We start from the raw sequence: 23022 nt of genomic DNA on the forward strand, positions 1-23022 counted from the left end.
GAGAGCGGATGATTGACCTAGCATCGCCGATGATGGACACCTCCGGTTCCCAGGAAGCGCTGTCGCTCTCGGAAGCGGAACGGGAATGGCTGATTCGTTGGACGAGACTGCCGTCCACCTCGCAAGCGGTCGCGCTGCGCTGTCGTATCGTGCTGGAGTGCGCACGCGGGCTGTCCGACGCGAGCGTTGCCCGCGAAGTCGGAGTTTCCGCACAGGTGGTCGGCAAATGGCGGCGGCGCTTCCGCCAGGGACGGCTCGCGGCGTTGAAGGACCGGCCCCGTTCGGGGGCACCACGGTCGATCTCGGAGGAACAGGTACAGACGATTCTGGAAGCGGTACTGACCGAACCACCACCGAACGGCATCAGGTGGACCAAGCGCGCGCTGTCCAGTCGGGCCGGAGTGTCCCCCTCCTCGGTGATGCGAATTCTGTACCGACTCGGCATCAGCACCGCACAAACCGGTCGAACGAACGAAGCCACCAGGAACGCCCCCTGGACGGCCCTCTACCTCGCTCCGCCGGAGTCGATCATGGTCATGGCCTTCGACGAGAGTCACGATCCCGACAACGGTGCGGGCAGGGTTTTCCCACCGGCTCCCGGTGACCACGACGTGGTGCTGCGTACGGAACTGGCGAACCGCCTCTCCCATCCCACCGGAAACGACAGTTCGGGGAATCTGGTGCGGTTCCTCCGCGACCTGGAGAACCGAAAATTCGACAACCGCGACATTCACCTGATCTGTCACGGTCACGGAACTCGCAAGATCGAGGCGATCCGCCGCTGGCAGGAACAGCACTCCGGACTGCACCTGCACTTCACACCGGACAAGGAACTGTGGCTCCGGCTGGTGGAGCGCTACTTCACACCGCTGCTCACCTCCACCGTCTCCGACGGACGGTCACCGCTCACCGTGTTCGCGGCGGAGCTGCGCCGCTGGTCGCGGCAACGTCGCAGAGCGGACGCGCTCACGTGGTTCCATCCTTGAGCGGAAAAGCCACATCGGGAAACACGAATTTGTGGTCCGCTCGGCCACGGAGGGCGATCACGGTAGCCTACATTGCCCGCCATGACGGAACGAGAACCCGACGACGAGCACGAGGCGGACCAGCGCGGCACGACACGACGCACCGCTCTCGCCGCGTTCGGCGGTCTGGGAATCGGCACACTCGCCGCGGGAACCGGCCGGGAGCCGGCGAACGCGACCGGATCCGCCGAGGAGACCCAGTCCGGCGGGCGATTTCAACCCTCCTGCGTGCTGGCACCGGAACAGATGGAAGGTCCCTACTATCTGGACTACCGGATTCTCCGAAGGAACATAACCGAGCACAAACGCGGTATCGACCTGCTGCTGAACATCGTCGTGGTGGACGCCTCAAACTGTGAACCGCTGCCCGGCATCGCGGTCGACATCTGGCACTGCGACGCGCTCGGCGTCTATTCCTCCTACACCGAGTACGACGACGGCGAGATCCCACCGCTGGACGAAACCGGACACGCCGAGCCGACCGACCACACCACATGGCTACGTGGTGTGCAGCTGACCGATCGACGCGGTTTCGCGAATTTCCGCAGCATCGTGCCCGGTTGGTACCGGGGGCGGACCACGCACATCCATATCAAGACGATCACCGGTGGACACCGCGAGGACGGCAGCTGGCGGGGCGGGGACACCTCACACACCGGCCAGCTCTACTTTCCGCGGGAGTTCAACGAACGCCTAGCCCGCACCGAACCGTATTCGCACAACACCGTCCCACGCACCACCAACGCCGAAGACCTGTTGTATAACTCGGGTGACGAGGGCCCGATGACGCGATTGCGGATCGGGCGTGTGCCGGTTGGATCCGTCCGACCGACGATCAGCGCTTCGATCGTGCTGGGCATCCACCCGGAAGCGACACCGCCGCCGGAGGGGTTGCCCCCAGGAACGCAGCCACCGGGCTGAGCGAAGTTCGAGGAGGCCCCGACCCGCTCGGCCGGGCCTCCTCGATCGCGTCGTCCGAGCACCCGACGGTCGACTCACAGAGTGCTCGGACGACCCGGCTGGAAAACTTCGCTCAGTGCGAGGAGGCTTTCTCCGCCCCGGCACCGGTCAGGGAACGCACCTCCATCTCGGCGTACTTGGCCTCGTCGTGTTCGCCGGAGAGCACGGTGCCGAGCCAACCGAGGAAGAACGAGGCCGGGATGGAGACCAGACCGGGGTTCTCCAGCGGGAACCACTGGAAGTCCACGCCGCTGAGCATGGCGGTCTCACTGCCGGACACAGCGGGCGAGAACACGATGAGCAGTATCGCGATGCCCAGACCACCGTAGATACTGCACAACGCGCCGGTGGTGTTGAACCGCTTCCAGAACAACGAGTACAGAATCGTCGGCAGGTTCGCCGAAGCGGCGACCGCGAACGCCAGGGCCACCAGGAACGCCACGTTCTGGTTGCGGGCGAGGATGCCGCCGACGATGGCCACGGCACCGATCACCACGGCGGTGATCCGTGCGACGCGGACCTCCGCCTGCTTGTCGGAGACCTCGCCCCTCTTGATGACGTTGGCGTAGATGTCGTGCGCGAAGGATGCGGACGCCGTGATCGTCAGTCCCGCCACCACCGCGAGGATGGTCGCGAAGGCCACGGCGGAGATGAAGCCCAGCAGGACCGGACCACCCAGCGCCTGGGCCAACAACGGTGCCGCGGAGTTGGAGGCACCCGGGGCCTGGCTGATCGTCTCCGGTCCGACCATGGCGGCCGCGCCGTAGCCGAGCACCAGGGAGAACAGGTAGAACAGCCCGATCAGGAAGATGGCCCAGACCACGGAACGACGCGCTTCCCGTGAGGTCGGGACGGTGTAGAACCGCATCAGTACGTGCGGCAGACCCGCCGTGCCTAGCACCAGCGCCAGCCCCAGCGATAGGAAGTCCAACTTGCTGATCTCGGAGGTACCGTACTTCGCCCCCGGTTCGAGCAGTCGCTGTCCGTCGGCACCGGCCTTGTCCACCGCTCCCTGCAGCAGAGCCGAGAAGTCGAAACCGTACTTGGCGAGCACCCAGAGGGTCATCGCACCGGCACCGGCTATCAGCAGGCCCGCCTTGATGATCTGCACCCAGGTCGTCCCCTTCATACCACCGACGAGGACGTAAATGATCATGATGACGCCGACGATGGCGATCACCAGGCTGACACCGACCGGGTTGCTGATTCCCAGCAGCAGTGACACCAGTACTCCGGCCCCGGCCATCTGGGCCAGCAGGTAGAAGAAGCTCACCGCCAGTGTCGAGGTCGCGGCGGCCGCCCGCACCGGACGTTGGCGCATCCGGAAGGCGAGCACGTCACCCATGGTGAACTTGCCGGTGTTGCGCAGCAGTTCGGCGACCAGCAGCAGCGCGACGAGCCAGGCAACGAGAAAGCCGATCGAGTACAGGAAGCCGTCGTAGCCGTACAGCGCGATGGCACCGACGATCCCGAGGAAGGACGCCGCGGAGAGGTAGTCACCGGAGATGGCTATCCCGTTCTGCGGACCGGAGAACGCTCGCCCGGCGGCGTAGTAGTCCGAGGCGGTCTTGGTGGTGCGACTGGCGCGCAACACCACGACCAGGGTAACGACGACGAAAGCGACGAATATACTGATGTTGATGACGGGATTGCTGCCCTGCAGCCCACCGCTCTGCGCCAACTGGGTCATTCCGACCTCCCCTCGATCTCCTCACGGATCCTGCCCGCCACCGGATCGAGCCGCCGGTTCGCGAACCGCACGTAGATTCCGGTGATCACGAAGGTGGACACGAACTGCAGCAGTCCCAGCACCAGACCAACGTTGATGTTGCCGACGAGCTTGATCGACATGAATCCGTGGGCGTAGTCGGCGAGCAACACGTACAGCAGGTACCAGCTCAGAAACAGCACGGCCACGGGAAAGACGAAACCGCGCAACCTGCGGCGCAGGGCCACGAAGTCCGCGCTGGCGTGGGCCTCCTTCCACTGTTCGACCGTCGGGTCACGGGACTCGGACTCGTCGGTTGTCACGAGCGACCTCCTCACACGAAAGAGTGACTCAAGGCACAGTAGGAAGAGCGCGCCGTGTTGGGGAGGCACGTGGGACGAATGGGCGAACCGTGCGACGAGCGGTGGACGAGCGGGGCGACGAACGAGACGAACGAGACGAACGAGACGCTCCCGGAGAAGACGACGCGGGCGACGCGGAATCCGTCACCGATCCTCACCGCCCGGATTCCGACGTCGTCCGTTGGTCCAGATGCAGCCGCAGCATGGCCGACCTGGACCGCGAGGAGGCACCGCTTCGCAGTGAGACCAGCACCATCGTGCCGAAGGCCAGCGGTACCGCCCACGGCGCCGGTTGAGCCAGCAGAATCGCCCACCAGCCACGCAGCTCCGGACCGAACAGCGTCACCACGATTCCGGCCGAGGAACCGAGCAGTCCGACAAGTACGCCGCTGACAGCGCCCGCCGCCGTGAGCCGCCACCACCAGATCCCCAACACCAGCAGCGGGCAGAAGGTCGCCGCCGCGAGTGTGAACGCCCAGGTGACCAGAATGTTGGTTTCCAGCGGAGCCGCGAACAGCGCCAGCAGGATGACCACCGCGGCCGCGAGCAGAGCGGTACCGCGCAGTCGCCCCAGACCTCCGGGCGCGAGGTCGTGCGAGACGGCTCCCGCGAGTACCAGTAACAGTCCCAACGAGGTGGCCAGGAACGCCGCGAACGCACCACCGGTCAACAGCACGGTGAACAGCGTGCCCACCCAACCGCCGTCCACGCGCGCGGGCAGCGCCACCACCACCGTGTCCGTTCCTCCGGACAGGTAGAGTCGCGGCAGCAGCACCCTGCCCAGAGCCCCGTAAACACCGGGAAACAGGTAGAACACGCTCAGCAGTCCCACCGTCAGAGCAGCGGTACGACGCGCGGCCGCCCCGTCGGGGGTGGTGTGGAACCGAACCACCACGTGCGGGAGCCCCATGGTGCCGAACATGGTGGCGATCAGTACCGCCCAGGTTCCGAACAGCGGATGTCCGGCATCGGCGACGTCCAGCAGCGGAAGTCGCCATCGCTCCCCTCCCGGACGACCACCGGAACCGACGTGCGGCACGGGCTCTCCCGCAGGGAAGACGAGAGTCCGCCCCGCCCGCACCCGGTGCGTGCCCGGTTGCAGCACACGGTCGCTACCGTCCGGACGATGGATCCGCGTCGGCTCGGTGATCCGGAACGTGACCCCGATGCGGAACTCCACACGGGTCCGTTCCTCGAAGTGTTCGAACTCCACGGGCCGCAACGCCTGTTGCCGCACGTCGGCTCCGGCGTGGACCGTCAACCACACGGCAGGCACGGCGAACAGCAACAGCTTCAGGCAGAACTGCACCGCCTGCACGTAGGTGGCCGCCCGCATACCGCCGAGCGCCAGGGTGACGCTGATGACGACCCCGGCGACGACCACCCCGACCCAGTACGGCGTGGCGCTGACCGCGCTGAGCACCAGTCCCGCCGTGCGGAACTGCGGCACCAGGTACAGCACCGCGATCAGCAGCACCACCACGGCGGTCAGCTTGCGCAGCGCTGTGGAGGACAACCGAGCCTCGGCGAAATCGGGGACTGTCAACGCTCCCGAGCGCCGCATGGGAGCGGCGACCAGCACCAGCATCGCCACATAACCGGCTGTGAATCCGACGGGGTACCAGAGCGCGCCGGGCCCGTCCTTGACCATCATGCCCGCGATCCCCAGAAACGACGCGGCCGAGAGGTACTCACCGGAGACGGCAGCCGAATTCAACAGCGGCGAGACCTGTCTGGACGCGACCAGGAAGTCCGAGGTGGTCCGCATCGCGGCGACGCCGCGCACCCCGACGAACAGAGTGAGCAGCACCACCGGCGCGACCGCCAGCACCGCCACCGTCATCGGTGCCGCTCCAGCCGCTCAGCGCGCCGCAGCTGCCGCCACGCCAGCAGCACCATCGCCGGGAACGGGACGAGCACCGGGAGCAACCAGGAGACCGGAATCCCCGCCACCCGCGCCGAGGTGACCATAGGCAGGTAGGCCTGTACCAGGGGGAGACCGAACACGAGCAGGACCAGTCCGGACAATGTGATCGCCCCGTGAAACCGCTGGGCACGGTAGAGCCGGGTGGCCCGTTCGAGTTCGGCGGGCCCCAGCGGTGGCTCGCTCCAGTTGGTCCGTGAGACCCGTCGGACACGAGCCATCCGGGTCTGGGGACTCATGACCGGAACCCGTTTACCCTCGCTCATCGGCTTCCCCGGGACGCGCTGTCCAGCTCGACCCGTTGGGCCTGGTGCAGCAACTTCTCGCGCAGTTCGCGCGCGTGCCTTCTGCTGACCGGGACGTCACCGAGCTCGGTGTGCGCCACGAGACCACCCGCCGAGTCGCTGCGCAGCTCCAGCACCGCCTGCAACGCGACCAGAAAGCTGCGGTGCACTCGTTGGAAACCGGCCGAGCACCAGTACTCAGCCAGCCGTGAGATGGGCATCCGCACCACGTGCTCCCCCCAAGGGGTGTGCAGTCGGACGTAGTCACCGTCGGCGGACACGAAACGCACGTCGCCACGGCGCACGTACTTGGTACGACCGGCGGTTTCCACCGGCAGCGCGGGCATCGCGTCGGTCACCGGAACGGGCTGCTCCGAGTCGGCCGCATCACCGGGGGAGGCCACCACCCTGCTCACCTTGGCCAGTGCCGCGGCCAGCCGTTCGGCACGTACCGGTTTGAGCAGGTAGTCGACGGCACCGATGTCGTATGCCGTCACGGCGTGCCCGTCGTAGGCCGTGACGAACACGATCACCGGCGGAGAACTCAGCCTGGTCAGCAGCGATGCGAGTTCGATGCCGTCGAGGCCGGGCATCGATATGTCCAGGAACACCACGTCGAACCGGTCGCTCTGTATCAGTTTCAGCGCCGCCAACGCCTCGTCGGCTCCCGTCACCTCGGCGACCTCGGGAGCACCCCGCAGCATCTCGCGGAGCTCGTCCAAGGCGGGGCGAACGTCGTCGACAGCCAGCACTCGAAGTCCTCTGGTCATCGCGGCACCACTCCGGGTTGAAACATGGGTACCCGGAAAATCACCTTTGTCCCCGCCCCTCGCGCGGTCTCGACGACCAGGCCGTACCAGGCACCGTAGATGGATCGCAACCTGCGATCCACGTTGGCCAGGCCGACACTGTTCTCGGAACCACGACCGGCCAGTATCTCCTCCGCGTCGGCCGGATCCATGCCCACTCCGTCGTCCTCCACACTGATCACCAGATCGCTTCCGGCCGCCTCACCGGAGACCTGCACGAGGCCGGCCCCGTCGGCACCCCCGACGAAAGCCGGTTGGATCCCGTGCCGCACCGCGTTCTCCACCAAGGGCTGTAGTACCAGGTAGGGCACGGACACGGCCAGCACGTCGGGCGCCACACGAATCTGTACCCGCAGTCGACTGCCGAGCACCGCGCGCTGCAGCGCGAGGTAGGTCTCGATGGCGTGGAACTCGTCGGAAACGGTGGCGTACTCACGGTTTCGCGCGAGCCCGTAGCGGATGAAATCGGCGAAATCGAGCACGAGCTCACGGCTGCGATCCGGCTCGGAGCGGATGAGAGATCCGATCACGGTCAACGCGTTGTAGACGAAGTGCGGGGATATCTCGGAACGCAACGCACGCAGCTCGGAACGCGCTGCCCGCTCGGCGGTGCTTTCCAGCCTGCCGCGTTCCAACGAGTCCTCGATCCAGTCTCCGGCCCGGCTCACCGCGGACACCGACACACGGCCGCTGACCAGCAGAACCCCCACGAGCTCAGCACTCGAGTGGAGCGGAACGGCGGTCAGCGGCGGTCGACCGTGCCGCGTCTCGGTGTGCAGCACTTTGTCGATCAACTTGGCCGCGCCTCGCGGATCGTTCGGAGTTCCCGCCCGCACCCAGTCACCGGACAGCCCGGTCAGCACCACCGCCCGCGCACGAAGCAGTCGTCGAAGATCCCGTGCGGCCGCTTTGACCCCGGTCCCGTTCAGACCTTCCTTGAGGTTCTTCGTGATGCGGTACGCCGTGGCCACGCTGGTCATCGGATCGGGCGCTGACCACCCGGTCCGAGGCTCCGCGAAGCCAGGTGCTCGATCGGCGGGCACGGGCATGAACGCTCCTAGCACTGTCGAGACGGCCCGCCGGATACTAGTGCTTCGGCCACCCCCGTCCGAAGGACGTTCATCGGACTCGGTCGCCGAGGCCTCGGGCGTGCTGTCCGTAGCTCCCGGAGGGGAGACGGTAGCGCCCCTCGGGAGCGGTAGGAAAGGCGATTCCGGGCGGAATCTCGGCCCGGAACGATTCCACGGAGTTCACGGCGAACGCGCACGGAGGCGACGATTCCAGCTTATCGGAATATTCCATCCAGTGTTACGGGCCAGTGTTACGGGCACGAATTGATCCGGTCACAGGTATTCTCATGATCGCGACGGGGCGTAAAATGTACCGGCCGCGATCTCCGGACCCGTTCGCCGCAGGCGGAGGATTGATGACCAGATATTTTCCGCTGGTGTCGGCACTGGTGTGCTGTTACGTGGTGGCTGTGATCGCCGTTCTGGGGTCCGGAGTACTCACCGAGGAATCAGCGCTGATCGTCGACGACGCGGCACAACTGATCAGTGGTAGTGGAGCGACGATCGCCTGCTGGTGGCGAGCTCGGCACAACCACGGCGGTCAACGGCACTGGCGGGTGCTGCTGGGGCTCGGTACCGCGGGCTGGACCGCTGGCATGGCGGTATGGGCCTGGTTCCGCACCTTCGCCGACACACCGTTGCCGTCGCCGTCGCTGGCCGATGTCGGTTTTCTGACCCTGCCGGTGTTCGCGTTGCCCGCCCTGCTGGTGTTCGCCGAGGACGGTCGACCCGTCAGGGGAATCACGGCACGTTCCGCCCGAGCGGCGGCCCGCACCCGCGCCGTCCTCGTGCTGGACGGTCTGATCGTCACCGGCTCGCTGTTCCTGTTGACCTGGGCGACCGCGTTGGGCGCCGTGGTCAGTTCGGGAGCACCGACCGCGTTGGGATTCGTGGTGGCGGTGGCGTACCCGGTTACCGATCTCGTGCTCGTGGTGATCGTCGTACTGCTCGCCTCCTTCCGACGCGCCCGCAACAGTCTGCGGTTGTTGCTGCTGGGTTCGGGCCTGATCGCCCTGTCGGTCTCCGACAGCATCTTCGCCTACCTGGTCAGCAGCGGCGCGGCTAGCATGAACCCCCTGTTCGACGCGGGATTCGTGGCGGGGCCGGCGCTGATCGCGTTGGCAGCGATCGTCCCCGACGATCACGAAGCAGCGTCCGGGCACGAATGGCGGGAGCGCACCGTCGACTGGGCGCATCTCATGCTGCCGTACCTGCCGTTGATGGTGGCGGCCTCCTACACGACCGTGAAAACCGTGCTGGGAGCCGGCACGGACGACCTCGAAGTGGTCGGAGTCTTCCTGCTGTTCGTGCTGGTCGTCCTGCGACAGCTGGTGACGCTCATCGACAACGCCAAGCTGTTGGAGAAGGTGCGGAACACCCAGGAGGATCTGGCTCACCAGGCTTCGCACGACCCCCTGACCGGACTGGCGAACCGCACGCTGCTCTACGAGAGACTGCACGACAGCATCACGCGCAACAGCCGGACGCACTACCCGTTCGGACTGCTGTACCTGGATCTCGACGGCTTCAAGGCGGTCAACGACACCTTCGGGCACTCCGCGGGGGACGCGCTGCTGCGCGCCGTGGCCGACAGGCTCCGCGAATGCGTGCGGACGGCCGACACCGTGGCCCGGCTCGGCGGGGACGAATTCGCCGTGCTGGTCGCCACGGAACGCAGGCAGGAGTCCGAGCTGGTCGGCGGGAGGGTGCTGGCGGCACTGCAGCGTCCCTTCACCGTCGAGGGCCGAAGTCACACGATAGGCGGCAGCCTCGGGATCGTGCACTGCCCGGTCGATGAGGAGATCTCGGCCCAGACACTGCTGCATCACGCCGACGCGGCGATGTACGCCACGAAACAACGGCGCAAACAGCGGGGCGGCGGAACACCGCCTCAAGGGACTGCCCCTGCCGACGACGAACCGGCCGACGACGAACCGGCCGGCGCGGGGGCGGTGGAAGAGGGGACGATCCGTGCTGCTCCGCCGGTTCACGACGAACCGCCGGATACCGAAGCCCACTCCGTCCACGACGGCCCCACCGCTCCGGACGGCCCCGCTGTTCCGGACAACCCCAACGTTCCGGACGATGGGATCTCGCTGCACAACTGATCCCGTCCTGCCAGTGCACAGTGGCTCCACACGGCTGGGACCACGACGCAGGAAGCTGCGACTACCCGCTGCGAATCAGCTCGTGCGAGCCGTAGTGGGCTGAACCGGCCACTCCCCCGCGGAAGCAGCCGGTGGGCGCTTCGGGGAGATCAGGGAGACGGCCGGAGAACCGCCGTCTCCCTTTCACGAATAGCCCCTCCGCCTGGATCAGTGCTTCGGCAACAGCCCGAACACCGTGGACGTGGCCCCCGAACCGTTGCGATGAGCGGGCCCGCCCGCCAACACCCAACCGCCGGTGGTGGGGAGACGTTCCAGATTCGCCAGAACCTCCAGACTGATGCGGTGCCGTTTGTACAGCATCAGCGACACCCGGTACTGGTGGTCCGTTCCGACATCGGGACTGAAGGTGTCGGTACCGAGGGCCCCGCGATAACCGAGTCGACCGGTTTCCAGCAGCCAACCCACCGCCTCGGGGGAGAACCCCGGGTGATGCATCCGACCCTGTTCGTCGAGGTTCCGGAAAGCCGGAGTACCCCATTTCTCCTGCCAACCGGTCCACAGCACCACCGCGGCGTTTCGCGGAATCGGACCGTGCCGCCGTTCGAAGCGCCACAGGTCCTCCACCGTGACAGCGTGGTCGGGGTCCCGTTCGGCCTCGCGACGAACATCGATCTTGACCGCCGGAAGCAGCAGATCCTCGGGTTCCAACTCGTCGGCACCGGGTTCACCCGCGTTGAAGTGACAGGGGGCTCCGAAGTGCGTACCGGTGTGCTCCCCCTCCTGCACGTACTGCAGGTAGAACCCGTCCTGTTCGAGCGTGGCCACGGTGCTCAGGGTGAACTCCGGATCCCCCGGATAAATACTGGTCGTTTCCGGATCGTTGACGTGCGAGAGGTTCACCAACCTCATGTCGCCCGGGTCGAATCCCGGTCGGCGACCTCCACCACCACCGGACTCGGCGCGAGCGGAACGCGCCAACCCGACCGAGGCGGCCAACCCCGCACTCCAGCTCACCAGTTTCCGCCGTGCGAACAAACCATCCGTCCCTTCCGGAAGAGCTGTCGATCACTCGTCCGACGTCGCGAGACGACGAGGTCCGCTCACCGAGAGCACTCTCGTCGTGTCCGAATCGGACATCGTACCGGCCGTGCTCGTCCGACAGCGCGGCACTACCGAGGGGCAGCACGACACCACCCGACGAACGCGGCGGGGCTCACGCGACAGGGGCCGTGCCACGCGGTCGCGGAAGTCCGTCCAGCATCACCGGAAGGGTGGCGTGTCCGTTGGCGATGAAGCCTCCGGCGGGCCGGAGTTCGGAACCCGTGACCGCGAGTCGCATACCGGGAAAGCGCTCGAACAGGGCGGGCAGCGCGACCTCCGCCTCCAGCCGCGCCAGTGGTGCGCCGAGACAGTAGTGCGCGCCATGCCCGAACGCCAGGTGATCCCCGTTGTCCGACCGAGTGACGTCGAACTCGTCGGGACGGTCATAGCGCTCCGGATCACGTCCCGCCGCGGCGTAACCGGCCAGGATGGGCTCACCGGCGCGAATGACGACACCGTCGAACTCGATGTCCTCGACGGCGTACCGCAACGGAACGTTGGCCAGCGGCGCCTGCCACCGCAGTGTTTCGGTGACCACCTCCTCCCAGGAAACGGAGCCTTCCCGGACCATTGCCAACTGGTCGGGGTGGCGGAGCACGGCGGTTATCGCGTGGTCGAGCAGATTCACGGTGGTCTCGTGTCCCGCCCCGATCAGCAGGATCAGTGTGTCGACCAGCTCACGCTCGTCGAGCCGAGCCTCGTTCTCGTCCCTGGCCTGCAACAGCACACTGGTCAGATCGTCGGCGGGTTCGGCCCGTTTGGTCGCCACCAGATCATTGAGCAGCGCATAGAGTTCGTACTGGGTGGCCTGCACCTGCTCGGGTGTGGCCGAGGTGTCGAACACACCGTCGACGACGCGGCGCAGTCCGGGGCGAGCATCGTCGGGGACACCGAACAGGTGACAGATCACGGAGATGGGCAGCGGATAGGCGAACCGCTCGCGGAGATCGACACCGCCCCGCGTGGGCAGGGCGGCCAGCTCGTCGAGCAACTCGTTGGTCTTCGTTTCGACGAAGGGGCGCATCGCGGCGATCCGGCGTGGGGTGAACGCCTTGGAGACCAGCGAGCGGAGTCTGCGGTGCTCCTGCCCGTGCGCGGTGAACATGTTGCGTACCGCGACCCAGCTCGCCAACGCCCAGTCATCGGGGATCTCGCCGTTGATCCAGCTGGGCCAGTGTTGTCGGGGATCCTTGGAAACACGGTTGTCCGCGAGTAGCTCCCGTAATCGCCGGTGACTGGTCACCGACCAAGCAACCACTCCCCCAGGTAGTTCAACGCGCGCCGCGGGGCCTTGGTCACGGAGCCGGCGCGCTTCGGTGTGGACGTCGTCTCCGGTGGGATCCAGGACGTGTGGGCAGGACGATTGCTCCATCGGCCGCTTTCTCCAGGTGTCTCGTCACGACTGTCGGGCTCCTGGACAGGCGGGAAGTGCACCGGCAGCGCGGTCAGAGCACGGTGGAACGGCCCGGGTCGCCACTCCAACTCGTCGGCGGGCACAGCCAAGTCCATATCTGGCAACGTATCCAAAATGGTCTCGATCGCAACAGAGGCGATCAATCGGGCCGTCCCTCTTGCCGGGCAGGTGTGCGGACCGGCACTCCAGGCCAGATGTGCCCGGTTGCCGTCACGGCGGGTGGACCGCAGTGCGGGATCGGTGTTGGCCGCGGCTATGCCGATCACCACGGGTTGGTTCGCGGGAAGCGACCTGCCCGCCAACTCGACCTCGCGTGTCGGGTAGGTGATGGCGTAGTTGGCCAGCGGCGGTTGTTTCCAGAGCACTTCGTCGATGGCGTCCTCCACCGGTAGCCGTCCTCCGGAAAGATCGCCCGCGAACCGGTCGTCGGCCAGCCACAGCCGCAGCGCGTTCGTGATCAGGTTCTGCACCGGTTCGGCACCGGCACCCATGAACACCACGAGCTGCTGCACCATCTCCTCGTCGTCGAGATCGGCCTCGTGCCCGAGCAACCAGGTGGTTATGTCGAACGAGGGCTGTTCACGACGCAGTGCGATCAGCTCCGCGATGCACTGGCCGAGTTCCCGGTTGGCCCGTTCGGTGTCGCTCCCGTCCCACAGGGCGGTCATCGCGTCGACCATGCGGGTGGTCAGTTCCGGTGGACTGCCGAACAGCCTGTTGAGCACCAGCAACGGCAGCACCCGGGCGTACTCGGCGAGCAGGTCTGCCTTCCCGGTGGGACTGAAGTCCCGGATGAGGCTCTCGGCGCTCTCGGTCACGTACCGACGCAGCGTCACGGAGTCGACCCGGCTGAGACTGTCGGTGATCGCCTGCCGCAGCCGGTCGTGCGCGGGACCGTCCTGGAACAGCACATTGTCCCGGTACATCATCATCGCCACGACCGGGCTGTCGGCAGGCGCCTCACGCTGCCACGCACGAGAGTCCTTCGGGAACGTCTCGGGATCGCGCAGCACCGAAAGGGCGGTCTCGTGATCGAGCACGAGCGTGGCGGGAACTCCCGGGGCGAGTTCGACCGAGGCGAGCGGTCCCTGCTCGCGCAGCTCGGCGTAGACACCGTCGGGGTCGGCGGCGAACGCCTGATCGTGGATCGGCGTGGGGTCGGCGTGCATCGGACAACCGGACAGCACTGCTGTCTCGTCCCGGTCGGTTTCGGTCATGCGGACTCCTGGGCGTGTTGCAAGGGTGAGGCGAGCACGTGCTCCACCAGGGAGATCATCGCTCGCGCGGTGGCGGAGCGATCACGAGCGTCACAGGTGACCAGCGGAATCTCGGGCAGTAAGTCGAACGCCTCGCGTAATTCCTCATGGGAGGGGATATCGACACTGTTGAAATCGTTGATCGCCACTCCGTAGGGCAGTCCCCGCTCCTCCAGCACGCTGATCACGTCGAAGGACTCCTCGAGGCGTGCCACATCTGCCAGCACCAGCGCACCCAACGCCCCGTGGGCGAGGTCCTCCCACATCGACAGGAAACGCTGCTGCCCCGGCGTGCCGAACATGTACAGCACCACCCTGTCGCTGAGCGTGCGACGGCCGAAGTCGAGCGCCACCGTGGTGGTGGTCTTGTCCGTGATCCCGTGCAGATCATCGACGACCGCACCGTCCCGGGTCATCGTCTCCTCGGTGTGCAACGGCTCGATCTCGGACAACGTGTTGACGAAGGTGCTCTTGCCGACCGCGAACGGCCCCACTACCAGAACCTTGACGGCGGTACGGACGCTGTCCGGCAGATACACCTCACCGGAGGGCTCTGAGCCCATCAAGCACCTCCTGCAGTAGTTCGCGGTCCGGCCCGTGCTGCTGCCACTCGGTCGACAACGTGGCCAGATGCCCCTGGTCCACCAGATCCGCCACTATCACCCTGGTGACGCTGGCCGGTAACTCGAGATGGGCCGCGATCTCGGCGATCGACAACGATCCGCCGGAGCACAGCCGCAGGGTCCGACGCTGCTCCGGTGAGAGCAGCGCGGGATCGGCATGCCGTGTGGCCTGGATGAGCGTGGTGAGGTCGAGAGTGTTCCTGGTCGGGTGAGCACGTCCCCCCGTGATCAGGTAAGGACGTACCAGCGACTCCCGATCCCGCCGGCGGGGCGGACTCATGATCGGTCACTGTCCCCGGATCGGGGCAGGGTTCCCAGTTCGGATCCCAGCTTCTGCACCACCGCGTGGAACCGCTGGGTCGCCGGCCCCATGTCGACCTTCTTGGTGGTCGACACGCCCATGTAGGCATGGGGCCCGGCGGCGATGAGAAAGATGTAGCCCGTGTCGAACTCGATGAGCGTCTGGTTCCACGTGGGTTGCGCGCCGCAGAACTCCGTGGCCGCGGCGGAGGAACCGCGCAGCGAGGCCAGACACGCCGCGAACCGGTCGGCGTCGGCCTCACCGATGTCTCCCGTGGCCGTGATCACCAATCCGTCTCTGGCTAAGACCACGGCGCTGCGTACCTCCGGCAGCAGCACGTCGTCGAGCATCCAACGGAGTTCCGGGCGCCGGACGGTGTTCGTACTCATGCGTGGGGGTCCTCATCCTCGTTCTCACCAACGGACACGGCACTGCTGGAGTCACTGGCCTGCTGCCAGGCAGCCAACCCCGCGGCGCTGTCGGAGTCCGCGGGCGGTGCCGAGTCGGCTTGTGCCGCGGCGGTTTCCCGTGTCCTGCGACTGCGTTTGGGCAGTCCTCCCGAAGTGCGCTGCCGAGCGGGGGTGGACTGCTCCTCGCCACCGGCCGACTCGGTGGACGCCTTCTGACGGACCTCGTTCTCGTCGGGGGTCTCGATATGGGTCAGCAACTCGTTGGGCACGAACACCACTGCCCGCATCCCGCCGTAGAGTGGTGGGGCGTCCACGGAGACGGTCAGTCCGTAACGGACGGCCAGCAGCCCGACGACGGCGAATCCGACACGGGGAGGATCACCGATCTCGTCCAGGGCGATCTCCTGTTTCGACAACAGCCGTTCGGCTCGGCGCCGTTCCTCCAGCGGCATGCCGACTCCCGCGTCGTCGATCGTGATGGCGACGCCGTTGTGGGCGTGCTGCACTCCGACCGCGACCTGGGCGTACGGCGGGGAGTAACGCGCGGCGTTGTCCAGCAGCTCCGCCACCAACAGGACCAGTGGTTCCACCACGCGAGTGATAACACCGAGATCGCCGACGGAATCGCCCTGTGTGCTGGGGTTGTAGGCACTCACGGAGATGCGCTGGTAATCCCTGATCTGCGACTGGGCACCGCGGAGAATGTCCTGCAGACTCGTCGCCGAACGTTGCTGCCCGATCCAGGCCCCGAACAGCACGGCGAACCCCCGCAGCCGCCTGCTGAGCTGGGAACCGGCGTGGTCGATGGTGTAGAGATCGGCGAGCACATCGGCGTCGTCGTGCCGGTGTTGCATGTCCGACACCGCCATGTGCTGTTCGGAGGCCAGCCCGCGCACCGTGTCCAGCACACCGGTCAGGGTGCGTCGTGAGGAGTGTTCGGTGTGCTCGCGAGTGGCACGCACGATCCGCTCGATCACGTCGACGAGTTCGGCGAGCGAGTCGGAGGCGAACGTGCCGTCCTCCTGCCGCAACGGACCCGGCACCGGGGCGCTCGACATCCCGTTGAGGGATTCGGCCAGCGCGGGCAACCGCTTGGTCCTCAGGTGTTCGAGCTCGGCGAGATGCTGCTCACGCTCCCGAACGAGCTCCATTATCCGCTGTCGCTGGCGCGCGATGGCCGCCGCCCCTGCTACCGCCAGGGCGGTCAAACCGGCGGCGCCCGCCGATCGCACCACCGACGCGACACTCCAACGGTGGTGGGGCGAGGTCTTTGGGTGTTGTGTTGTCATGCGTCCCTCGTGAACGAACGTGCGGGGCACCATGCGTCATGGCAGCCACGGAGACGACACCGCCGTCGCCGGAGTTGGTCCGTGCCCGGCGACTTGAGGTCCATGACGGACTTGCCCGGCACAACTCCGGTGCGGTGAGGTGGTCGCGGGCAAGATCGTACGCAACCAGCGGAATCACTCCTAGCGGCGGCGGGTACTAATACCGATCGGAGTACCACTAGAGTGTGAAAGACGTGTATCCGTCCACACAGGATCACTTATTCGCCGGAATCCTCCGAAGCGACATGTTTCGGAAACTTCGCGGCACTTACCCGGAAGAGACCGGCGAATCCGATGAAGGGACGAGAAAGACACTCGGGTCCGCTTGGGAAATCCGCGGCAAAGCCCGCACCGAGCTCGCGCACGGCTTCGGAAGCGGCACTCGCCCGGCCCGAACGGTTCAACCGCGCTCGACGGCCGCTCGTAGCGCGTGCAGAGTGCGCTCGATGTTGCGTTGATTTGCTTCCTGCCTGTGGGCCTCGCCGGTGGTATCGGCGCTGACCGGGGTGTACCAGGCAGGACGACGGTCCCAGGCACTTTCCACCACGAGACAGCCCGCATCGGTGGAACTGAGCTCGAAACGCCAGTGCGAGACCGGTGTGTCACCGTCGTCGACGTCGAATGCGAAGCATTGTCCACTTTCGGCTACACGCACAGTAGCCACTGTCGACCAGGTTTTATCACCGTTCCGGTTGAAGCCACGAAAACGAACTCCCGGGCGTGGAGATGATTCGTCCAGCCAGGTGCAGGACTCGAGTTCCTCGGAGACTTCGGCGAGCACGTCGAGATCGGTGAGCATCCGGTAGACGAGCTCGGGCGGAACCGCCATCTCGAGCTCAGCGCGGGCCGCGGGTTCCAGCACCATTACCTCCTGGTAAGAACGACTCTCCCCAAGTTAACCCGCTGTTGGCGTGTGGTTCTCGCCCGAGGGGCTGTACCGCCAACCACAGTCGCACCGGAACCGGGATCAGGATCGATACAGTTCTCGAAACCGGGCGTCGAGCGGGCGGACGCGAATGTCTGCTCTGCATGGAACGGTCCGATAGAGGACGATAGTGCGCGGGCCCCAAGCGTCCCGGTGTCCTCACCGCGGGCGCCCCGCAGCGCTCGGGGATGGTGATCCACAGTGATTCGAGATTACATCAGAACACATACGAATCCCCCGGTCTTCATCATCTCGGGGATCGTGGCCATAGCATTCGTGTTGTGGGGCGTGCTGGCCCCGGCGAACGTCGACACGGTAGCGAGCAACGTCAACAGCTTCATCACGACCAACTTCGGCTGGCTCTACATCCTGTCGGCCACGCTGTTCCTCATCTTCGTGGTCGTGATCATGCTGAGCAGGTTCGGCAACATACGGCTCGGTCCGCCGGACTCCAAACCGGAGTACGGCAGGTTGCCATGGTTCGCCATGCTGTTCACGGCGGGCATGGGTATCGGGCTGGTCTACTTCGCGGTCAGCGAGCCGGTTTCGCACTACCTCAACCCACCCACCGGCCCCGGTGGTACCGAGGCGGACGTCTCCGAGGCGATGAACCTCACTTTCTTCCACTGGGGACTGCATCCCTGGGCGATCTACATCGTGCTGGGGCTGTCGCTGGGTTACTTCGCGTTCCGCAGAGGAATGCCACTGCGCCCTGCCGCGGCGTTCTATCCGCTGCTCGGCGACCGCATCTACGGCTGGGTGGGACACCTGATCGACATCCTCGCCGTGTTCGGCACGTTGTTCGGCCTGGCCACCTCGCTCGGGATCGGTGGCCAGCAGGTGGGCGCCGGACTGGAGACTCTGTTCGGCATTCCGAACACGGCCACGCTGCAGGTGATCCTGATCCTGTCCATCACGGCGATCGCGGTCGTGTCGGTGATGCTCGGCATCGACAAGGGCATCCGCAACCTGTCGCTGATCAACCTGTGGCTGGCGTTCGCCCTGATGGTGTTCGTGTTCGTAGTGGCCTCCTCGCGCGACATCGTCAACGCACTGGCGAACAACATCGGCACCTACCTGCAGAACCTGCCGTTGACGAGCTTCGAGACCTACCCCGGCAACGCGGCGGCCCGGGAATGGCAGGCCGACTGGACCCTGTTCTACTGGGGATGGTGGATCTCCTGGTCCCCCTTCGTGGGAATGTTCCTTGCCAGGATCTCGTACGGACGTACGATTCGGCAGTTCATCGCCGGTGCCCTGTTCGCACCGGTCGGGGCCTCGATGGTGTGGCTGACGGTGTTCGGCGACGCGGCGCTGCAGCGGCTTCGTGCCAACCCGAACAACCCCATCGGCGACGCGAGTTCGGAAACCGCGATGTTCGTGCTGTTCAATCAACTACCGGTGGTCGAGGTAGTCAGCATACTGGCCTCGGTACTGGCGATCATCGTGGTTGTGCTGTTCTTCGCCACCTCCTCGGACTCCGGCTCGCTTGTGGTCGACATCCTCACCAACGGCGGTGATCCGCGTCCGAGATGGCAGCAGCGGCTGTTCTGGGCCGTGCTGGAGGGTGTGATCGCCGCGGTGTTGCTGGCTGCGGGAGCGGTCAGCGGGGCGGACGCGCTGAGCGCGTTGCAGACCGCCTCGATCGTGGCCGGACTGCCGTTCTGCATCGTGCTGCTGCTGATGTGCGTGGGTCTGAGCAGGGCACTGAATCAGGAACGCCGCACACTGCCCCGAACGGAGGAGCCGAGCCCTTTAATCGGTCTCCGGGAGAGCGCGACCAGACGGACGAGGACGGGACCGACCGGTGAGCCGGGCGGAGGTAGCACGACGAGTACCTCCGAGGAGGACACCCGACGAAACGATTCCGGTCGCGATCAGGAGTGAATCCACGAGTCGAGCACAGCGGCCGGTCGGACCTCACCCGGGTCCGACCGGCCGCTTCACCACGAGCGGAACCGAGAGCTCACGTCACGTAGGGCCACCCCTGGGAGTCCCAGTCGAGCAGGTTGATCCCCAGCTTGTGCGCGCCGGAGTCGTTGGCGTCGTAGTAGTGGTAGACCAGCAGGCTGCCGTCGCTGTCGTGCATCACGCTCTGCCCACCGGGCCCGATGATGTTGTCGTGGCTTCCGAGTATTCGCGTACCACCACCCTGCAGCATGGGGGTTCCGGAGCGGTCCACATAGGGACCGGTGGGCGAGGTGGAACGTCCGACCATGACCCGGTACGTGCTGTCGGTGCCCTGACAGCACTGTCCGAAAGAGGTGATCAGGTAGAAGTAGCCGTCACGCTCGACGATCTCCGGAGCCTCGACGGCGTCCGAGGCTGGACCGCTGGCGAGATGGTGGAGCGTTCGGTCCGTACCGTGCTGCTTTCCCGTGGCGGGGTCGAGCCTGATCATGCGGATCCCGCTCCAGAAGGAGCCGAAGGCCAGCCACCACTTTCCGGAGCTGTCGACGAACAGGTTCGGATCGATGGCGTTGTGGTTGTCGCTGGTGGTCGTGCTATAGACGATGCCCTGGTCCTGCCAGTCACCGGGCGCCGCGGTCGTGCTGGTGGCCAGACCGATCGCCGAGTGGTTGGATCCGAACGAGGAGGCGGCGTAGTACAGCCAGTACCTGCCGTTGTGGTGGGAGACGTCCGGGGCCCATATGTCGCCCTCGGAATTGTAGTCGTGGATCCAGGAGGGAGTACTGGTGAACGCCGAACCGGTACGTTCGAAGTCGGTTCTGTCGACGGAAAGGCGCTGCTGAATCCCGCCACCGGTGGAAAACAATCGGTAGCCGGAATCCGTACGCAACATGGATGGGTCGTGTGCGCCGATATCGCCGGTCACGGCACCGGGCATCGGGTAGTCCGCCGCGGCGGCGCCGGGGGCGGCGATTCCGAGGCTCGTCAGCAAAGCGGCGATGACACCCGCTATCCGAAGTGGAATTCGTTTGGTGAACATGGGCTCCTCAAAGGTTGTCCGTGCTCGGCACACTAGGAATCACGCGTTCACCTGACCGGCCATGACACGCTGGTCCACTCGACCGGGCAATGTGAGCCACCCGAACGCGGTAGCCGATCGTTCCGAAACCAGCCGTTCGAAAAGCCGAACACTGTTCGGTCAAGTTAGGGCGAGGTGACGTCACGGTCAACACAATCCGACGCACAGCGTCCTTTCGGCGGTGCCCGGCACCGCCGATTCGGCGCAGCCACGTACCGAATAGCCGGACGTCTACCCGTCACCTTTCGAAACCCGAATCCTCTCCGGGAAAACGACGGCAACGGACTCCTACCGCTCATCTGGTCTGCAACAACGGCACGGCGGGAGCCCCACTGGGCAACATGTACTTGCCGATCATCAGCGGCGTGCTGTCCTCGCGGACCACCTGGGTGATCAACACCACCGGGGTGTCGGCCGGACGCTGGAAGGCCACACCGCGTTGCCCTCCCAGCACTGTCGCCGTGATCCCGCTCGACCCGCGCAGCGAAAGCCCGGGAGAGCGCGAGGTCAGCACGTCCAACATGGTCCTCGGCTCCTCCGAGGCGACACGCAACGCTTCCGGCAGGTCCGGATCCAGCTCGACGAGGGTCTCGTCCGGCAGAATCCATTCCTGGACCAGGCAGGCGGGCGAACCCTCGACGTCGACGATGCTCTCCCAGAACCGGATCTCGCTGGCCGCGGGGACCGGCAGGTGTTGCAGCACCAGGTCGGTCGGCTCTTCGGTGGAGCGGGCCAGCGCACGAACGCCTGTCGCCTCGGCACCCAGCAACTTCTCCACGGAGCCCAGGCGTTCGAAACCCCGGTGCGGGGTCCCGGTGCTGACCGTGCGACCCACCCCCCGACGAACCGTGATCACCCCGTCCTCCTGCAACAGGATCAGCGCCTCCCGCAGCGCTGGGCGACTCACCCCCAGCTCACCGGCGAGTTCGGGTTCGGACGGCAGTGCCGAGCCGGGTGGGTAGTGTCCTTGGCGGACGGCCTCCACGATCCGCTCGTAGAGCTCCACCGACGGTCTGCGCTGTGATCCACGACTGCCCGGCACACTTCACCTCATTCGGAACTTTGTCAGACAAGTTAGTTCCGAAGAGGCACCCTGGTCAATCAGCCGGGCCGAGCTGGGAACACAACAAGACAACCATGCGAAACGCCGATCGCAAGCAAAGTTTGACACCAGAGCGGCGCGAGGTGTAGACACTCGACCAATCAAACTTGTCTGACAACCTTGCGCAAGGCAGAAGGAGCACTGATGCGAGGGATGACCACCGGCCCCACGGACGAACAGCTCGTGCAGGCTCCGAAGGTACTGCTGCACGACCACCTGGACGGTGGCCTGCGCCCGCGGACGGTCGCCGAACTCGCGGCGCGGAACGGCTACGAGCAGCTGCCGAGCACGGATCCCGAGGAGTTGGAGGGCTGGTTCGCCGCGGCGGCCGAGGCCGGCTCGCTGGAGGAATATCTGGAACGTTTCGCCCACACTGTCGGGGTGCTGCAGACTTCGGAGGCGCTGCACCGGGTCGCGGCGGAGTGCGCCGAGGACCTCGCCGCCGACGGGGTGGTATACGCCGAGATCCGTTATGCCCCCGAACTGAGCACCCAGGGCGGCCTGGAGTTGGACCAGGTGGTCGAGGCCATCCTGGCCGGATTCGCCGAGGGCGCGAACCGTGCGGCGCGGCACGGCAGGCGAATCAGGCTCGGGCTGCTGCTGTGTGCCATGCGACAGGCCTCCCGTTCCTCCGAGATCGCCAGGCTGGCGGTACGTTACCGCGACGAGGGCGTGGTCGGTTTCGACATCGCCGGCCCGGAAGCGGGCCATCCACCCACCCAGTCCTTGGAGGCGTTCGAGTACCTGCGCCGCGAGAACTTCCACTTCACCATTCACGCGGGCGAGGGTTTCGGGCTTCCCTCCATCTGGGAAGCGATCCAGTACTGCGGCGCGGCGCGCCTGGGGCACGGAGTTCGGATCCTCGACGACATCACGTTCGACGAGCACGGAACAGCCCACTTGGGGCGGCTCGCCTCCTTCGTGCGGGACCGGAGGATTCCGCTCGAGATGTGCCCGCGGTCCAACGTGCACACCGGGACGGTGAACTCCCTGCCGGAGCACCCCATCGCCCTGCTGCGGGGACTACACTTCCGCGTGACGGTCAACACCGACAACAGGCTGATGAGCCAGACGAGCATGAGTGGTGAGTTCCGCGAGCTCATCGACACCTTCGGCTACACGCTGGACGATCTGCAGTGGTTCACGGTCAACGCGATGAAGTCGGCGTTCCTGCCGTTCAACCAGCGGCTCGCGCTGATCAACGAGGTGATCAAACCCGGTTACGCCGCACTGCGCTCGGAGGCGTTGTTCGGCAGGGTGGACGACTCGGTGGGTCCGGTGGCGGCTCCCTCCGGAACCGGCGAGTGAGTTTCGGCAGCCTGG

General features: G+C 66.0%; 21 protein-coding genes. 5 read left to right on the top strand and 16 right to left on the bottom strand.

Features of this window, described 5'->3' with window-relative positions:
* Positions 1 to 32 precede the first annotated feature (32 nt).
* On the top strand, positions 33 to 986 hold the full coding sequence (locus J2S53_RS05305) for a helix-turn-helix domain-containing protein (protein ID WP_456240023.1): 954 nt from the start codon (positions 33 to 35) through the stop codon (positions 984 to 986).
* Between the two features lie 81 nt (positions 987 to 1067).
* Positions 1068 to 1946 carry an intradiol ring-cleavage dioxygenase gene (locus J2S53_RS05310; protein WP_456240024.1) on the top strand — a complete coding sequence of 293 codons (879 nt, stop codon included), beginning with the start codon at positions 1068 to 1070 and terminating at the stop codon, positions 1944 to 1946.
* 112 nt (positions 1947 to 2058) lie between these two features.
* On the opposite strand, the gene J2S53_RS05315 is transcribed toward J2S53_RS05310, so the two are convergent.
* The 6 genes from J2S53_RS05315 to J2S53_RS05340 all read right to left on the bottom strand — a co-directional run bounded on the left by J2S53_RS05315 (position 2059) and on the right by J2S53_RS05340 (position 8121).
* Positions 2059 to 3675 (bottom strand): solute symporter family protein, encoded by a 1617-nt coding sequence (locus tag J2S53_RS05315; RefSeq protein WP_456240025.1) that lies wholly within the window; start codon positions 3673 to 3675, stop codon positions 2059 to 2061.
* Positions 3672 to 4016, bottom strand: a complete 345-nt coding sequence (locus J2S53_RS05320) for a DUF485 domain-containing protein (RefSeq protein WP_092626899.1) — start codon at positions 4014 to 4016, stop codon at positions 3672 to 3674. The genes J2S53_RS05315 and J2S53_RS05320 overlap by 4 nt, the downstream gene beginning before the upstream one ends.
* 193 nt (positions 4017 to 4209) lie before the next feature.
* Entirely contained in the window at positions 4210 to 5898 is a 1689-nt protein-coding gene (locus J2S53_RS05325) for a sodium/solute symporter (protein ID WP_456240026.1), read from the bottom strand.
* Positions 5895 to 6218, bottom strand: a complete 324-nt coding sequence (locus J2S53_RS05330; RefSeq protein ID WP_456240027.1) for a hypothetical protein — start codon at positions 6216 to 6218, stop codon at positions 5895 to 5897. The genes J2S53_RS05325 and J2S53_RS05330 overlap by 4 nt, the downstream gene beginning before the upstream one ends.
* A gap of 23 nt (positions 6219 to 6241) precedes the next feature.
* Positions 6242 to 7033, bottom strand: a complete 792-nt coding sequence (locus tag J2S53_RS05335; RefSeq protein ID WP_456240028.1) for a LytR/AlgR family response regulator transcription factor — start codon at positions 7031 to 7033, stop codon at positions 6242 to 6244.
* Positions 7030 to 8121 carry a sensor histidine kinase gene (locus J2S53_RS05340; protein ID WP_456240029.1) on the bottom strand — a complete coding sequence of 364 codons (1092 nt, stop codon included), beginning with the start codon at positions 8119 to 8121 and terminating at the stop codon, positions 7030 to 7032. The genes J2S53_RS05335 and J2S53_RS05340 overlap by 4 nt, the downstream gene beginning before the upstream one ends.
* A gap of 377 nt (positions 8122 to 8498) precedes the next feature.
* Here J2S53_RS05340 and J2S53_RS05345 point away from each other — a divergent pair, with 377 nt between their 5' ends.
* The gene (locus J2S53_RS05345; protein ID WP_456240030.1) at positions 8499 to 10250 is read left to right on the top strand and encodes a diguanylate cyclase domain-containing protein; all 1752 of its coding nucleotides are present in this window, start codon (positions 8499 to 8501) and stop codon (positions 10248 to 10250) included.
* A 207-nt stretch (positions 10251 to 10457) separates the two neighbouring features.
* Here J2S53_RS05345 and J2S53_RS05350 read toward each other — a convergent pair whose 3' ends face one another.
* From J2S53_RS05350 to J2S53_RS05385, 8 genes are all read right to left on the bottom strand, one after another.
* A complete protein-coding gene (locus J2S53_RS05350; protein ID WP_456240031.1) occupies positions 10458 to 11264 on the bottom strand; it encodes a cyclase family protein in 807 nt (268 codons plus the stop codon).
* Between the two features lie 199 nt (positions 11265 to 11463).
* Positions 11464 to 12594, bottom strand: coding sequence for a cytochrome P450 family protein (locus tag J2S53_RS05355; RefSeq protein ID WP_456240032.1), 1131 nt, complete (start codon positions 12592 to 12594; stop codon positions 11464 to 11466).
* The gene (locus J2S53_RS05360; protein ID WP_456240033.1) at positions 12591 to 13982 is read right to left on the bottom strand and encodes a cytochrome P450; all 1392 of its coding nucleotides are present in this window, start codon (positions 13980 to 13982) and stop codon (positions 12591 to 12593) included. Before J2S53_RS05360 ends, J2S53_RS05355 begins: the two co-directional genes overlap by 4 nt.
* Positions 13979 to 14584, bottom strand: a complete 606-nt coding sequence (locus J2S53_RS05365) for a GTP-binding protein (protein WP_092930078.1) — start codon at positions 14582 to 14584, stop codon at positions 13979 to 13981. The genes J2S53_RS05360 and J2S53_RS05365 overlap by 4 nt, the downstream gene beginning before the upstream one ends.
* Complete coding sequence (locus J2S53_RS05370; protein WP_092972798.1) at positions 14562 to 14924, bottom strand: DUF742 domain-containing protein; 363 nt, start codon at positions 14922 to 14924, stop codon at positions 14562 to 14564. The genes J2S53_RS05365 and J2S53_RS05370 overlap by 23 nt, the downstream gene beginning before the upstream one ends.
* The gene (locus J2S53_RS05375; protein WP_092930072.1) at positions 14921 to 15334 is read right to left on the bottom strand and encodes a roadblock/LC7 domain-containing protein; all 414 of its coding nucleotides are present in this window, start codon (positions 15332 to 15334) and stop codon (positions 14921 to 14923) included. The genes J2S53_RS05370 and J2S53_RS05375 overlap by 4 nt, the downstream gene beginning before the upstream one ends.
* The gene (locus tag J2S53_RS05380; protein WP_456240034.1) at positions 15331 to 16644 is read right to left on the bottom strand and encodes an ATP-binding protein; all 1314 of its coding nucleotides are present in this window, start codon (positions 16642 to 16644) and stop codon (positions 15331 to 15333) included. The genes J2S53_RS05375 and J2S53_RS05380 overlap by 4 nt, the downstream gene beginning before the upstream one ends.
* 439 nt (positions 16645 to 17083) lie before the next feature.
* The gene (locus tag J2S53_RS05385; protein WP_456240035.1) at positions 17084 to 17548 is read right to left on the bottom strand and encodes an SRPBCC family protein; all 465 of its coding nucleotides are present in this window, start codon (positions 17546 to 17548) and stop codon (positions 17084 to 17086) included.
* A gap of 261 nt (positions 17549 to 17809) precedes the next feature.
* Here J2S53_RS05385 and J2S53_RS05390 point away from each other — a divergent pair, with 261 nt between their 5' ends.
* On the top strand, positions 17810 to 19495 hold the full coding sequence (locus tag J2S53_RS05390; RefSeq protein WP_456240036.1) for a BCCT family transporter: 1686 nt from the start codon (positions 17810 to 17812) through the stop codon (positions 19493 to 19495).
* Positions 19496 to 19574: 79 nt separating this feature from the next.
* Here the strand turns inward: J2S53_RS05390 and J2S53_RS05395 are convergent, their stop codons facing one another.
* The gene (locus J2S53_RS05395; protein WP_456240037.1) at positions 19575 to 20558 is read right to left on the bottom strand and encodes an arabinan endo-1,5-alpha-L-arabinosidase; all 984 of its coding nucleotides are present in this window, start codon (positions 20556 to 20558) and stop codon (positions 19575 to 19577) included.
* Positions 20559 to 20892: 334 nt separating this feature from the next.
* Entirely contained in the window at positions 20893 to 21639 is a 747-nt protein-coding gene (locus J2S53_RS05400) for a GntR family transcriptional regulator (RefSeq protein ID WP_456240038.1), read from the bottom strand.
* Between the two features lie 213 nt (positions 21640 to 21852).
* Here J2S53_RS05400 and J2S53_RS05405 point away from each other — a divergent pair, with 213 nt between their 5' ends.
* Positions 21853 to 23007: an adenosine deaminase gene (locus tag J2S53_RS05405; protein ID WP_456242708.1), complete on the top strand. Its 1155-nt coding sequence runs from the start codon at positions 21853 to 21855 to the stop codon at positions 23005 to 23007.
* Positions 23008 to 23022: the final 15 nt, after the last annotated feature.

The sequence above is a fragment of the Actinopolyspora lacussalsi genome, from assembly GCA_030803735.1.
GTDB classification, from domain to species: domain Bacteria; phylum Actinomycetota; class Actinomycetes; order Mycobacteriales; family Pseudonocardiaceae; genus Actinopolyspora; species Actinopolyspora lacussalsi.

Bases quoted from the DNA above. Each gene is read 5' to 3' on its own strand.
- J2S53_RS05305 (WP_456240023.1), top strand. From the start codon at position 33: ATGGACACCTCCGGTTCCCAGGAAGCGCTGTCGCTCTCGGAAGCGGAA.
- J2S53_RS05310 (WP_456240024.1), top strand. From the start codon at position 1,068: ATGACGGAACGAGAACCCGACGACGAGCACGAGGCGGACCAGCGCGGC.
- J2S53_RS05315 (WP_456240025.1), bottom strand. From the start codon at position 3,675: ATGACCCAGTTGGCGCAGAGCGGTGGGCTGCAGGGCAGCAATCCCGTC.
- J2S53_RS05325 (WP_456240026.1), bottom strand. From the start codon at position 5,898: ATGACGGTGGCGGTGCTGGCGGTCGCGCCGGTGGTGCTGCTCACTCTG.
- J2S53_RS05330 (WP_456240027.1), bottom strand. From the start codon at position 6,218: ATGAGTCCCCAGACCCGGATGGCTCGTGTCCGACGGGTCTCACGGACC.
- J2S53_RS05335 (WP_456240028.1), bottom strand. From the start codon at position 7,033: ATGACCAGAGGACTTCGAGTGCTGGCTGTCGACGACGTTCGCCCCGCC.
- J2S53_RS05340 (WP_456240029.1), bottom strand. From the start codon at position 8,121: ATGCCCGTGCCCGCCGATCGAGCACCTGGCTTCGCGGAGCCTCGGACC.
- J2S53_RS05345 (WP_456240030.1), top strand. From the start codon at position 8,499: ATGACCAGATATTTTCCGCTGGTGTCGGCACTGGTGTGCTGTTACGTG.
- J2S53_RS05360 (WP_456240033.1), bottom strand. From the start codon at position 13,982: ATGACCGAAACCGACCGGGACGAGACAGCAGTGCTGTCCGGTTGTCCG.
- J2S53_RS05365 (WP_092930078.1), bottom strand. From the start codon at position 14,584: ATGGGCTCAGAGCCCTCCGGTGAGGTGTATCTGCCGGACAGCGTCCGT.
- J2S53_RS05370 (WP_092972798.1), bottom strand. From the start codon at position 14,924: ATGAGTCCGCCCCGCCGGCGGGATCGGGAGTCGCTGGTACGTCCTTAC.
- J2S53_RS05375 (WP_092930072.1), bottom strand. From the start codon at position 15,334: ATGAGTACGAACACCGTCCGGCGCCCGGAACTCCGTTGGATGCTCGAC.
- J2S53_RS05380 (WP_456240034.1), bottom strand. From the start codon at position 16,644: ATGACAACACAACACCCAAAGACCTCGCCCCACCACCGTTGGAGTGTC.
- J2S53_RS05385 (WP_456240035.1), bottom strand. From the start codon at position 17,548: ATGGTGCTGGAACCCGCGGCCCGCGCTGAGCTCGAGATGGCGGTTCCG.
- J2S53_RS05395 (WP_456240037.1), bottom strand. From the start codon at position 20,558: ATGTTCACCAAACGAATTCCACTTCGGATAGCGGGTGTCATCGCCGCT.
- J2S53_RS05405 (WP_456242708.1), top strand. From the start codon at position 21,853: ATGACCACCGGCCCCACGGACGAACAGCTCGTGCAGGCTCCGAAGGTA.